13 protein-coding genes are annotated in these 13215 nt (G+C 57.8%); 2 read left to right on the top strand and 11 right to left on the bottom strand.

What is annotated here, in order from left to right; genetic code table 11:
• Window positions 1-23: 23 nt before the first annotated feature.
• The 4 genes from QRN85_RS10825 to ribH form a co-directional block, all read right to left on the bottom strand.
• Window positions 24-2162: a sodium-translocating pyrophosphatase gene (locus tag QRN85_RS10825; protein ID WP_113100652.1), complete on the bottom strand. Its 2139-nt coding sequence runs from the start codon at window positions 2160-2162 to the stop codon at window positions 24-26.
• Between the two features lie 200 nt (window positions 2163-2362).
• Window positions 2363-3592, bottom strand: a complete 1230-nt coding sequence (locus tag QRN85_RS10820; protein WP_284757956.1) for an MFS transporter — start codon at window positions 3590-3592, stop codon at window positions 2363-2365.
• A gap of 18 nt (window positions 3593-3610) precedes the next feature.
• On the bottom strand, window positions 3611-4108 hold the full coding sequence (nusB, locus tag QRN85_RS10815; RefSeq protein WP_284757955.1) for a transcription antitermination factor NusB: 498 nt from the start codon (window positions 4106-4108) through the stop codon (window positions 3611-3613).
• Window positions 4109-4112: 4 nt separating this feature from the next.
• Window positions 4113-4559, bottom strand: a complete 447-nt coding sequence (ribH, locus tag QRN85_RS10810; RefSeq protein ID WP_062587049.1) for a 6,7-dimethyl-8-ribityllumazine synthase — start codon at window positions 4557-4559, stop codon at window positions 4113-4115.
• Window positions 4560-4743: 184 nt separating this feature from the next.
• On the opposite strand from ribH, the gene QRN85_RS10805 reads away from it, so the two are divergent.
• On the top strand, window positions 4744-5277 hold the full coding sequence (locus QRN85_RS10805) for a GNAT family N-acetyltransferase (RefSeq protein ID WP_284757954.1): 534 nt from the start codon (window positions 4744-4746) through the stop codon (window positions 5275-5277).
• Here QRN85_RS10805 and QRN85_RS10800 read toward each other — a convergent pair.
• The 7 genes from QRN85_RS10800 to QRN85_RS10770 all read right to left on the bottom strand — a co-directional run bounded on the left by QRN85_RS10800 (window position 5243) and on the right by QRN85_RS10770 (window position 11900).
• Window positions 5243-5860, bottom strand: a complete 618-nt coding sequence (locus QRN85_RS10800; RefSeq protein WP_062587047.1) for a riboflavin synthase — start codon at window positions 5858-5860, stop codon at window positions 5243-5245. The genes QRN85_RS10805 and QRN85_RS10800 overlap by 35 nt on opposite strands.
• Window positions 5860-6951, bottom strand: a complete 1092-nt coding sequence (gene ribD, locus QRN85_RS10795) for a bifunctional diaminohydroxyphosphoribosylaminopyrimidine deaminase/5-amino-6-(5-phosphoribosylamino)uracil reductase RibD (protein ID WP_284757951.1) — start codon at window positions 6949-6951, stop codon at window positions 5860-5862. Before ribD ends, QRN85_RS10800 begins: the two co-directional genes overlap by 1 nt.
• Window positions 6952-6954: 3 nt before the next feature.
• Window positions 6955-7434 (bottom strand): transcriptional regulator NrdR, encoded by a 480-nt coding sequence (gene nrdR, locus QRN85_RS10790; RefSeq protein ID WP_003512508.1) that lies wholly within the window; start codon window positions 7432-7434, stop codon window positions 6955-6957.
• Between the two features lie 158 nt (window positions 7435-7592).
• A complete protein-coding gene (glyA, locus tag QRN85_RS10785) occupies window positions 7593-8882 on the bottom strand; it encodes a serine hydroxymethyltransferase (RefSeq protein ID WP_113169908.1) in 1290 nt (429 codons plus the stop codon).
• A gap of 191 nt (window positions 8883-9073) precedes the next feature.
• The gene (locus QRN85_RS10780; protein ID WP_284757932.1) at window positions 9074-10405 is read right to left on the bottom strand and encodes a L,D-transpeptidase family protein; all 1332 of its coding nucleotides are present in this window, start codon (window positions 10403-10405) and stop codon (window positions 9074-9076) included.
• A gap of 313 nt (window positions 10406-10718) precedes the next feature.
• A complete protein-coding gene (ldtR, locus tag QRN85_RS10775; protein WP_200939067.1) occupies window positions 10719-11228 on the bottom strand; it encodes a transcriptional regulator LdtR in 510 nt (169 codons plus the stop codon).
• Window positions 11229-11462: 234 nt separating this feature from the next.
• On the bottom strand, window positions 11463-11900 hold the full coding sequence (locus QRN85_RS10770; RefSeq protein WP_062587042.1) for a DUF6163 family protein: 438 nt from the start codon (window positions 11898-11900) through the stop codon (window positions 11463-11465).
• 244 nt (window positions 11901-12144) lie between these two features.
• Here QRN85_RS10770 and hemB point away from each other — a divergent pair, with 244 nt between their 5' ends.
• On the top strand, window positions 12145-13158 hold the full coding sequence (gene hemB, locus QRN85_RS10765; protein WP_113093696.1) for a porphobilinogen synthase: 1014 nt from the start codon (window positions 12145-12147) through the stop codon (window positions 13156-13158).
• Window positions 13159-13215 lie beyond the last annotated feature (57 nt).

Raw genomic sequence — 13215 nt, 5'->3', positions numbered from 1 at the left:
GCCTTTTTTTGATCTGCACCAGCTTAGTGCGCCAGAACGGCCAGCAACAGCAGCGCCACGATATTGGTGATCTTGATTGCCGGGTTCACCGCAGGGCCTGCGGTGTCCTTGTAGGGATCGCCTACCGTATCGCCGGTCACAGACGCCTTGTGCGCGTCGGATCCCTTTTGGTGCGTAACGCCATCCTTATCGATGAAGCCGTCTTCAAAGCTTTTCTTCGCGTTATCCCAGGCACCGCCACCCGATGTCATGGAAATGGCGACGAAAAGTCCGTTGATGATGACGCCCAGAAGAGAGGCACCGAGCGCCGCAAAGGCTGAGGCTTTGGAACCGGAAATAAGCAGCACGCCGAAATACACAACAATCGGCGCCAGAACCGGCAGGAGCGAAGGTATCACCATTTCGCGGATTGCGGCTTTTGTCAGCAAGTCGACTGCCCTGCCATAGTCAGGCTTTTCGGTGCCCTGCATGATGCCAGGCTTTTCGCGAAACTGGCGGCGGACCTCCTCAACGATGGAGCTGGCCGCCTTGCCTACCGCCGTCATGGCTATGCCGCCAAACAGGTAGGGAATGAGGCCGCCGAACAGCAGGCCGGCGACGACGTATGGGTTGGAGAGGCTGAATGAAATCTCGCCCACATCCTTGAAGTACGGATAGGTGTCCCCGTTTGCTGCAAAATAGGAAAGATCGTTGGAATAGGCCGCAAACAGAACGAGCGCGCCAAGGCCTGCCGAGCCGATGGCATAGCCCTTTGTTACCGCCTTGGTGGTGTTACCAACGGCATCCAGCGCATCTGTCGCCTTGCGGACATCAGGGTCGAGACCGGCCATTTCGGCAATGCCGCCCGCATTATCCGTCACCGGACCGAATGCATCGAGCGCGACAATCATTCCTGCAAGGCCCAACATCGCAGTCACCGCAATGCCGGTGCCGAACAGGCCTGCCAGCTGATATGTCGAGATGATGCCGCCGACGATCACGATTGCGGGGAGTGCCGTCGATTCCAGCGAGATAGCCAAGCCCTGAATGACGTTGGTGCCATGGCCCGTAACGGAGGCCTGAGCGATGGAGTTTACCGGCCGCTTGTTGGTGCCGGTGTAGTATTCGGTAATCACAACGATCAGGGCCGTCACCAGAAGGCCGAGAAGACCGCAAAAGAACAGATTGGTGCCGGTAATATCCATTCCGGCGACGGTGCCGATGGTGCCCCAACCAATGGTCATGGATGTGGCAATGGCAAGCCCGGCCACAGAGAAGATGCCGGTCGCAATCAGCCCCTTGTAAAGCGCTCCCATAATGGAATTATTGGTGCCGAGCTTGACGAAGAAGGTCCCGGCAATAGATGTCAGGATGCAGACGCCGCAGATTGCCAGCGGATAAAGCATGGCATTCTCGAGCACCGGTGCACCGGCAAAAAAGATCGCTGCCAGAACCATGGTAGCCACCACAGAGACGGCATAGGTTTCAAACAGGTCTGCGGCCATGCCCGCGCAATCGCCGACATTGTCGCCGACATTGTCGGCAATGGTCGCGGGGTTGCGAGGATCGTCTTCCGGAATTCCCGCTTCGACCTTGCCCACGAGATCGCCGCCGACATCCGCACCCTTGGTGAAAATACCGCCGCCAAGACGGGCGAAGATGGAAATCAGCGATGCACCGAAGCCGAGCGAGACAAGCGCATCGATGACGGTTCGCGACCCGACCGCATGGCCAAGGCCTGCCGTCAATACGAGATAGTAGATGGACACGCCGAGCAGGGCTAGGCCTGCCACGAGCATACCGGTTATGGCACCGGATTTGAAGGCAATGTCGAGGCCCGCAGCCAGGCTGTGAGATGCAGCCTGCGCTGTGCGAAGATTGGCACGCACGGAGACATGCATACCGACAAAGCCTGCTGCGCCGGACAGGACGGCACCGATAACGAAGCCAATAGCGGCTTCCGGTGAAAGAAGCAGCCAGGCGGCAATTGCGACGATGACACCGACGATTGCAATGGTCAGATACTGGCGGGTGAGATACGCCTGCGCGCCCTCACGGATATAGCCTGCTATTTCACGCATACGCTCGTTGCCCTGATCGGCATCGAGAACGCTTTTCGTTGCCCAGACCGCGTAGACCACGGACAAGACACCGCATAAAATTACCAATGCAATGACAGTCATTCGCACTTACCTCCTGTGTGCCGGGTACTCACTCCCTCCCCGGCGGGCGAAACCATGCGGGCGCAGGGTGTAAATCCCTGACGCCAGGGTGAGCCATTTGTTCCCCTCCCAAGGAAAAATGACTTGCGGGCAGAGATTGCGTTGGCAAAAGAGGCCGCGTCAAGTCTGAAGATTTGCGGCAGAGCGCTTATCGCACTGATTCAGAGTGGCTTTTGAGCGGCCCTCTGCTTCATCAGCAGGAATATCAGCAGCAGAAGGCAAGTGACGGTGACCGGCCAGATGACAAGGTTCATGACCGACCAGCCCCAGGTGGTAAACACCTGACCTGACGAAAAGGACGAGAGGGCAACGGTGCTGAAAAGAATGATGTCGTGAAAACCCTGCACCTTGTCCGCCTCATGCGGGCGGTAGCTCGAAGACACGATTGACGTGGCGCCGATAAAGCCGAAATTCCAGCCAATGCCGAGCAGGATAAGGGCGGCCCAGAAGTTCCAAAGCTCTACACCCATATGGGCAACGATGGCACAGATCATCAAAATGATGAGCCCGGCAGCAACCACCTTTTCCGCACCGAAACGCGAAATCAGCATCCCCGTAAAGAAACTTGGGCCAAACATGGCAAGCACGTGCCATTGAATGCCAAGCGTGGCCAGCTCCGAAGGGAAGCCACAGCCGATCACCATGGCAAGCGGCGCGCCAATCATCATGAATGTCATCAGCGCGTAAGACCCGATGCCGCATATCATGCCGGTGATGAAGCGCTGCGTCGTGATGATCTCTCTCAAAGGTCTTGCCGGTTGCGATGCAGAAGACGCGTTTTTCAGCTCCGGCAGCTTCAGGAAAGAGAAAATGAGCGCTGCAACGAGACCGAGCGGGATGAGCGCGATGAAAGCCCCGGCGAATGTAACCGGCTCCAGCGCATCCTTGCCGAAAATTGCAAGCTGCGGCCCGACGATGGCTGAAATGACGCCGCCCGCTAGAATCCAGGAAATGGCTTTCGGCTTGTAGAAGGATGGTGAAGCATCTGCTGCTGCAAAACGGATTTTCTGGGTAAAGCCACCGGCAATGCCGATCAACAGCAGGCCGAGCGCGAAAAGCCAGAACTCGGAGCGAAACAGCGCGACCGCTGCAAGCGCTCCACCCGTGGAGCAAAGGAGTGCGCCGAGGATGAAGCCAGCCTTGCGCCCCAGAAACCGGGCGGCCAGGGCAACGGCAATCGCGCCAAGCGCAACGCCGATATTGAAGCCGGTCAGCGGCGCTGTCGCCAGTGACTTGTCCGCCCCAAGAAGCTGATAACCGGCCAGCGCCCCCACCGAGAAGCTCAGCGGACCGGCCGACCCCATGATGGCCTGAGCCATGGTCAGCAGGAAGACATTTCGCTTGGCGTCGTGGAGTTGATGTTCAAGCCCGGCAACAGAAACAGCGCTCATGTCTTCCTCGAATGTTTTTTAACGCTTTGCCTCGCCACGCACCTGTTTGGCAATGCGGTCCAATACCGCATTCACCAGTTTCGGCTCATCATGCTCGAAGAACGCGCGGGCGATCTCGACATATTCGGTGACGATGACAGCGACCGGAACATCCTTGCGCTCAAGAATTTCGAACGTGCCTGCGCGCAGAATGGCGCGGACCGTCGTGTCGAGGCGCGACAAAGGCCAGTCTTCCTGCAGCGCCGAGCGAACCAATGGATCGATCTTGATCTGGTCGCGCACGACGCCTGCAACAATCGAGCGGAACCAGGATGGATCGGCCTTCAGGTAGGTATCGCCATCGACTTCCTGGCCGAGACGGTGCGTCTCATATTCCGCGACGACCTCCATCACGCCGGTGCCGCCGACATCCATCTGATACAGCGCCTGAACGGCGGCCAGACGGGCAGCGCCACGCTGATTGACGGGCTTTTTGGAAGGCTGGCGCGGCTCGGAACCGTTTTCGGTGCTGGTCATGCTATCAACCACCCAGTTTTTTCTTCAGTTCAATCATGGTCAGCGCCGCACGGGCCGCAAAGCCGCCTTTGTCCTTTTCGGAACGACGAACGCGTGCCCAGGCCTGCTCTTCGTTTTCAACGGTCATGATGCCATTGCCGATAGCCAGCGATTCACTCACGGCCAGATCCATCAGCGCGCGCGAGGATTCGTTGGAAACGATATCGAAATGATAGGTCTCGCCGCGAATGACCATGCCAAGGGCAACGAAGCCGTCATATTCGGTGCCGTCATTGTCAGCACCATCAAGAGCCATGGCGATTGCAGGAGGGATTTCCAGAGCGCCGGGGACGGTGATGACGTCATAGGTCGCGCCAGCTTCATCAAGCGCAGACTTGGCGCCATCGAGAAGTGCATCGGCCATATCGTCATAAAAACGTGCTTCCACGATGAGAAGATGAGGCTGGGACATGAGATTTTCCTGAAAGGCTGCGCCGGATCATCCCGGCTTTTGCGGCGGTCAAACCATGGCTTGCCCCGATTGGCAAGCATTTTTCGCGCATGGCACGGTAGATGGAATGCAGCGCGCAGTCAAAATGCGCAGTTGTTGATGGCGTGATTGTGTTTATTTTCAACGCCAAGCACAGGAGCGCAGCTTGGCAGTCATCCCTACGATTACAACACCGAGGCTGGTTCTCAGACCTCACCATGTCGATGACTTCGACGCCTATGAAGCCCTCTGGGCCAATCCCGATGTGCTGCGCTATATCGGCGCGCCGCCTTCAAGTCGTCAGGTGACGTGGGCCAGATTGCTGCGCACGACCGGGCACTGGCACCATCTCGGCTTTGGCTTCCTCGCCATAGAGGAGAAGGAAACCGGCCGGTTCATCGGTGAAGGAGGCTTCCAGGAGGTGCGCAGAGACATGACACCGTCGATAGAAGGAACGCTGGAAACCGGCTGGCTTCTGTCTCCTGACAGCCACGGAAAGGGCTATGCTCTTGAAGCGATGACCGCCCTGATAGAATGGGCAGAAACCAAATTTCCGCTCATGCCTATGACAGCGATCATCGATCCCGACAACGGCCCTTCGTTGAAACTGGCGGCCAAGCTTGGCTTTGTTGAAAGCGCCCGTACCAATCTCAACGGCGAGATCATCATTCTTTCCCGGACGGGAACTCCGCCAGCCTAGCCGCATAGCGCGCCATCGTATCGACCTCGAAATTCACGAAATCGCCCGGCTGGCGGTCGCCCCATGTGGTGACGGTCAGTGTGTGGCGGATGAGCAGGACATCGAAGTCCGTGCCATCAACGGCGTTGACGGTCAGCGATGTGCCATCCAGCGCGATGGAGCCTTTTGGCGCAACGAATTTCGCCAGATGCCGAGGCGCGCGCAGACGGATGCGGACGGCCTCGCCCTCAGGCTCAATCGACAGGATTTCGGCTTTGTCGTCCACATGGCCGGAGACGATGTGACCGCCAAGTTCATCGCCGATTTTCAGGGCGCGCTCCAGATTGACGCGCGTGTCCTTCGTCCAGCTTGAGATGGTGGTCAGGCGAAGCGCCTCTTCCCAGGCCTCCACCTCATACCAGCGTTGATTGCTGCCTTCTTCCGGCAGTTTCGTGACCGTCAGGCACACGCCGCCATGGGAAATGGATGCACCAATATCAATCGTCTTGGGATCATAGCTGGTGGCGATGCGCAGGCGCACACCTTCCGGCAGAGTTTCAAGCTCGGAAACGGTTCCAACGTCGGTAACAATTCCGGTGAACATCAAAATGGCCTTTCAAATTCAAAGCAGCGATCAGGCCCATAGGCCGTCTCACCGACGAACGTAAATTCTTCATGGATATCGGCACGTGCAAGTGGGCTTTCAAGCCCGCCTTCCCCAACGATGATGGGACTTTCAAACAGCAAGATACGGTCAACAAGTCCAGCGTCCAGAAATGCCCTTGCCGCAAAGGCTCCGCCCTCCACCAGAAGCTCCGACATTCCCCTATCGCCAAGTGCCATCAAAAACGCTTCAAGGGTCGGCGCCTGCAGTACCTCCACCCCGGCGGCTTCCAGTACCTGACGTCTCGACGCAAAGGCCTCATCATTTTCGACAGGCGGTACAACAGCGGCAACCGTCGCAACATCCCGCGCGGTTTTGACGAGCTTGGAGGAAAGCGGCAACTCCAGACGGCGATCAAGCACGAACCTCACCGGCGAACGTTGCTCAAGCCCGGGAAGGCGCACCGTAAGCTCCGGATCGTCTGCGATGGCGGTGCGAATTCCCACAAGGATGGCGTCACAGCGGGCGCGCAGTTCGTGCACGGCACGCCTTGCTTCCGGGCCGGTTATCGCCACCTGTCCCTGCCCTATCCGTCCGATCATCCCATCGCTCGAAACTGCAATTTTTAGAATCACATGCGAGCGTTTCTTCAGCTTTCGCGTGAGGTAACCGGCGAGTTCTCTCTCGCTTTCACGACGCAGCAAGCCTGTCTCGACCGCGATCCCGGCATTGCGCAGGATTTCGTATCCACGACCCGAGACCCGTTCATCCGGGTCATCCACGGCAACGACGACACGCGCAACGCCGAAATCCACCAAAGCGTTAGCGCAGGGTGGCGTCCTGCCAAAATGAGAGCAAGGCTCCAGCGTGACATAGGCGGTCGCCCCACGCGCTGCCTCTCCCGCAATTTCCAGCGCCTGCCGCTCGGCATGCGGCCGCCCGCCAATGGCGGTCACGGCTTCGGCTATGATTTCGCCATGCTTGACGATGACACAGCCTACGGAGGGGTTTGTATCTGTAAGGCCGGCATGGCGACGAGAAATCTCGATTGCGCGCGCCATGAACCGTTCATCATCGGCGCTGTCCGTCACAGGTCAGGCTCCGGCGTCGGTATCGCGTGCGATCTTCGCGTTGATTTCGGCGATGACGTTTTCAAAGTCCTCGGCATGGCTGAAATCGCGGTAGACGGATGCGTAACGCACGAATGCCACGTCATCCAGGCTTTTCAGGGCTTCAAGCACCTGCAGGCCGATTTCCTCGGATGGAATTTCCGTCTCGCCGGAGCTTTCCAGACGGCGTGCGATGCCGGAAACCGCCCGCTCTATGCGGTCGCGGTCCACGGGACGCTTGCGCAGCGCGATCTCGAAGGACCGCACCAGCTTTTCACGATCAAAGGGCAGTTTGCGGCCGCTTTTCTTGATGACCATCAGCTCGCGCAGCTGCACGCGTTCATAGGTCGTGAAGCGACCGCCGCAATCCGGGCAGATGCGCCGCCGGCGGATGGAGGTGTTATCCTCCGCCGGACGCGAGTCCTTGACCTGCGTATCTTCCGAGCCGCAAAACGGGCAGCGCATCGCTTGATCCTTGTCTCACTGTCTGTTCAAGAATTGGTGCTGGCGTGGCGAAAATGGTGATTTCGAGAACCGGGGCGCAGCGTACTTAAAGTACGTGAGCACCGGAAGCGCAGAAATTGCCATTTGCAGCCCACCAGCGACAATTATGGAATAGGCGGTTACAGGTACGGGTACATCGGGAAACGGTCTGTCAAAGCGACGACCTTCTCACGAACCGCGGCCTCAACAGCGGCATTGCCCTCGTCAGAATTGGCAGCCTTGAGGCCATCAAGAGTCTCAACGATCAGATTACCGATTTCGCGGAATTCCGCTTCCTTGAAGCCGCGCGTGGTGCCAGCAGGGGTGCCGAGGCGCACGCCTGATGTTACGAAAGGCTTTTCAGGATCGAACGGAATGCCGTTCTTATTGCAGGTGATGTAGGCACGGCCAAGAGCGGCCTCCGCGCGCTTGCCGGTGGCGTTCTTCTTGCGAAGATCGACCAGCATCAGGTGGTTGTCGGTGCCGCCCGAAACCACATCCAGACCGCCTTCGACCAGCGTTTCCGCCAGAGCCTTGGCATTCTTGACGACCTGTGCGGCATAGTCCTTGAACTCAGGCTTCAAGGCTTCACCGAAAGCGACAGCCTTGGCGGCGATGACGTGCATCAACGGGCCGCCCTGCAAGCCGGGGAATACGGCCGAGTTGAACTTCTTGGCCAGATCCTCGTCATTGGTGAGAATCATGCCGCCACGTGGGCCGCGAAGCGACTTGTGCGTGGTGGTGGTGGCAACGTGGCAGTGCGGGAACGGCGATGGGTGCTGACCACCGGCGACGAGACCGGCAATGTGCGCCATATCGACCATCAGGTAAGCGCCGACTTCATCGGCAATCTCGCGGAAACGCTTCCAGTCCCAAACGCGGGAGTAAGCCGTACCGCCGGCCAGAATGAGCTTAGGCTTGGTTTCCTTGGCCTTGCGCTCGACTTCGTCCATATCGAGAAGGTGGTCACTTTCGCGAACGCCATAGGACACGACGTTGAACCACTTACCGGACATGTTGACCGGCGAACCATGCGTGAGGTGACCGCCCGAATTCAGATCGAGGCCCATGAAGGTGTCGCCGGGCTGAAGCAGCGCCAGGAACACGGCCTGGTTCATCTGCGAACCAGAATTGGGCTGTACGTTTGCGAAGTTGACGCCGAACAGCTTCTTTGCGCGCTCGATGGCCAGCTCTTCGGCGATATCAACGAACTGACATCCGCCATAATAGCGCTTGCCCGGATATCCCTCGGCGTATTTGTTGGTCATGATCGACCCCTGCGCTTCCAGCACGGCGCGCGAGACGATGTTTTCCGAAGCGATCAATTCGATCTCGTGGCGCTGACGACCGAGCTCCTTCTCGATCGCGCCAAAGATATCTGGATCGACGTCGGCAAGCGGACTGGAGAAGAAGGCATCTGTATTCGACATGATGAAAGCTCCTGAAACAGTAATGCGATGGCGTCTTAACGCCCTGCCCTTTCAAGAGCAATACGGACAACGAGATTTGCCCGTCAAACTGCGACGTGGAGACGAAAAATCGCTTCGGGCCACGCCGCCCCCAAAAGGAAAAGCCGCGTTTGATGTAAAACGCGGCTTTCAAAGGCATCAAGACAGTTTGATTAGTTGCGCGGCACGAGGTCGTCGTCGATGGCGCCCGAAGGCTGTTCCATCACGGTGGTCGTGTTCAGTGCCAGCTCTGCATTGCCGTCCTTGCTGTAGATGTCGTCGCGGAACTGCACGACGCCATCACGCGTGGACCAGGCCGTGATGTAGACGAAGTAAACCGGCACTTCCTGCGCCAGCTTGATCGGTGTGTTGACGCGGCTTGCAATAACGCGCTCGATCTCCTGACGCGACCAGCCGGGTGTGTCGCGCAAGATCCACGACGTGAGGTCGCGCACGTTCTGCACGCGCACGCAACCGGACGACTCGAAGCGCATCAGCTTGTTGAACAGACCCTGCTGCGGCGTGTCGTGCATGTATTCATTGTTTGGATTGTGGAAGTTGATCTTGGTGGAAGACATGGCGTTGTTCTTGCCCGGATCCTGACGGAACATCAGGTTCGGAATCTTCGGCGCATTCCAGTCAACCGTTGTCGGCGACACTTCCTGTCCACGACCATCGATGAGGCGGATATTGTTGCGCTCGAGATAGGTCGGATCCTTCTGCATCAGCGGAACGATGTCCTTTTCGACGATCGAACGCGGTGCAGTCCAGTATGGATTGAGGATGATTTCGTAAATCTTCGAATTAATGATGTGCGTCGGGCGCGTATCGCGGCCTACGACAGCGGTGTTGCGCAGCACGACGCGATTGTTCTCCACGGCTTCAATCGAAGCAGCGGGAATGTTGACCATGACGTGACGTGGACCGAGATCGCCCGACATCGTGTTGATGCGAACGAGGTTGGTCTGAAGCTGCGCGAGGCGGATCTGCGCAGGCACGTTCAATGCCTTCAGCGTGTATTCACCGATGACACCATCTGCTGGAAGGCCGTGGCGGGCCTGGAAACGCTTCAATGCGCCATCGACATAGGAATCGAATGCGCTGGAGATGCCAGCTTCACGCGGCAGGTCGCCGGAAATCATAAGGCGCTGGCGCAGAGCCTGGACGGAGGGATCGCTGACGCCAATCTGCAGACGCTGCTGGCTTGGCGGAACTTCCGGCCAGCCGCCGTTGGAAACGATCTGCTGATACTGCATCATCGCCTGCTGGACGAAGGCCGGGGATTCCGGGCTGAGAACCGGTGTGTTGGAAGCAACGCCGACAGCGGCGCGCGACGAGTTCGCATCGAACTGATCGTCCCAGTTACCGCGACGCGACGACCCGATGAGATCGTTGAAAGCATCCTGCGCCAGGGCGGGCGCGGCAAGCGCTGCAGCACCGATGGAAACGGCAGAGCGCAACATGGCGCGCCGGGAAAGAACTTCTGGGACGATTTTCTTTGTCATTTTACCTACCAGCCACTTTATCAGGCATCTTGATCAACGCCTAAAACAACATCGTTAACAAACACGTATTCACGCGCCTGCCGGCAGGACTTACTCGATGCGAAATTTGGATGACGCATGACGCGAACACAGGAGAAACCGCCGGCTCCTTCGCTTGTGGCGGTCCCATACCAATATGGCCAATTCGTGTCACCCGAAGGCCTCTCACGAAGCTGTGTCAGCGTGTGATTTTGCAACGGGTACACGCAAAAATGCAACAAGCCGGATGCGAGTGGCATCCGGCTTTGCTGATTGGGCCGATATCGCTGAGCGATTACAGGCGGTAAGCGATGCTGTCGTTCCAGAAACGGTCCAGACGCTGGAGCATCTTGTTCATTTCTGCAAACTCGCCGGTACCGATGCCGCCGACCTTTTCGATGGAGCCGATGTGGCGTTCATAGAGGCCTGCGACGGTTTCCGCGATATCCTGGCCCTTGTCGGTCAGGCTGATGCGAACCGAGCGGCGGTCGATGCGGGAGCGCTGGTGGTTGATGAAGCCGAGGTCTACCAGCTTCTTGACGTTGTAGGACACGTTGGAGCCGAGGTAGTAACCACGCGAACGGAGTTCACCAGCGGTCAATTCGGATGTGCCGATGTTGAAAAGCAGGAGCGCCTGAACTGCGTTGACATCATCGCGACCCTGACGGTCGAACTCGTCCTTGATGACATCGAGAAGGCGACGGTGAAGGCGCTCGACCAGGTGGAGCGACTCCATGTAGAGCGAGCGGATGGTTTCGTCCTGAGTATCGGAAACTGCGGCCTGTGGCTTTGCTTTGCTATTGATCATGACTGCCTCACTGTTTTGTTTGGCGGTGTTTGATTTTGTTTCCCGCCTTGAGAGGAAATCTAAGCAATGCGCATAAAATTCTACTTAAAATGCAGCCTTAACAAACGGTTACTTGCAACACGCCCACCCTGCCCCACCGGCGCACCGTCCAAAAAAGACATAATCCGCTCTTTATAAATCAAATACTTAGCGGGAAAAAATGCGTCAAATCCGGCCCGAATTGCTTTAATTTTATGGTAAATCAATTCTTGAGCGCTCATCGTTTTGGCGCGCATCCAGCCAAAAAGCGACCTGGAATAGTATATAAACGGTTGATACGATGCCATGCATGATGGGCACGATGGTGTTGTGGCCGTAGATGTTGGGCCATACCTTATACATGGCGATCTGGGTGCCTGCACCGATGAGCCACATGACCGCGCCCCAGGAAACACCGAGCCACAGGCCAAGTGCAGCCACAGGGAAGATGACGGCAAGGCTTGTGCCCGCAATGCGCCAGGGCATGTTGAGCATATCGAACCGTGCGTGACCGCTCAGGGAGTAGCCCGTCAGCATGGCCCAATATTGCAAGCCAAACCAGAAACACGAAATCGCCACCAGCCTGAGAAAGGCGATGTAGAGTATTTCTGTCAGCGGCATCTTGGGGTGTGGCAGAGAATCAGGTTCCATGAGGCGAAGATACTGACCAGTTAAGCGCACGACCAGAGGATATTGCGTCGAGGCACGACGCTTGTCAAAGACCCGCAACGATCTGCCGCATTCGCAATTGCGCGCTCCTGTGCTATGTGCCGCCGAAATATAGGGTGCAGCGTTCTGGTCCGGAGTGGGTCCAGCGCAGATATAGCAGGCGGTGCAATGCCGCCGGGCGTGAACCGTTTGCGCCGAACAGCACCGAATCTGGAAGGAAATGGCAATGAATGACAAGACGCACCTCGTAGACCACGTTACCGGACACCGCCGGATGCGCAGAAACCGCAAGGCGGACTGGACGCGGCGTCTGGTGCGGGAAAATCTTCTCACGGTCGATGATCTGATCTGGCCGGTCTTCGTCGTTCCCGGCACCAACATCATAGATCCCATTCCCGCCATGCCCGGCGTCAACCGCATGAGCGTCGACATGCTGGTGGAAGCGGCGAAGGAAGCCGCTGATCTCGGCATTCCGGCAATCGCTACCTTCCCCAACGTGGAAATGCATCTGCGGGATGAAACCGGATCGCACGTGCTGGAAGCCAACAACCTCATCAATCAGGCAACCGCCGCCATCAAGAAGGCAGTGCCCAACATCGGCATCATCACGGATGTGGCGCTGGACCCCTTTACCAGCCACGGCCATGACGGAATTCTGCGCGGTGACCAGATTGTCAACGATGAAACGGTCGAACTCGTCGTCAAGGCTGCCGTCATGCAGGCGGATGCCGGTTCCGACATCATTTCCCCGTCCGAGATGATGGATGGCCGCATCGGCGCCATCCGCCGGGGGCTGGATGCATCAGGCCACCAGAATGTCGGCATCATGTCCTACGCGACCAAGTTCTCTTCCGGCTTCTATGGCCCATATCGCGAGGCGATATCGACAAGCGGACTCCTTAAGGGCGACAAGAACAGCTATTACATCAATCCCGCAAACGGGATGGAAGCGGTTCGCGACGCGGCACTCGATGTCGAAGAGGGTGCGGACATGCTGATGGTCAAGCCGGGCCTGCCCTACCTTGATATCTGCTGGCGCCTCAAGGAAGCCTTCGGCCTCCCCACCTTTGCCTACCAGGTCTCGGGAGAGTACACGCAGATCAAGGCGGCAGCCATGAATGGCTGGATCGACGGCGACCGCGTAATGATGGAAACGCTTCTTTGTTTCAAGCGCGCAGGCTGCGATGGCATCCTGACCTATTTCGCCATCGAGGCCGCAAAAAAACTCGCCAAGGCGTGAGATTGCAAATCATTGCATTCGGCGGTTTCAATACCATATTACTGTTCCGAACAGGAG

This window comes from Agrobacterium sp. fls2-241-TYG-188a (genome assembly GCF_030209845.1).
The sequence above is the reverse complement of the archived record's forward strand: the minus strand, read 5'-3'. Positions and strand labels throughout refer to the sequence as shown.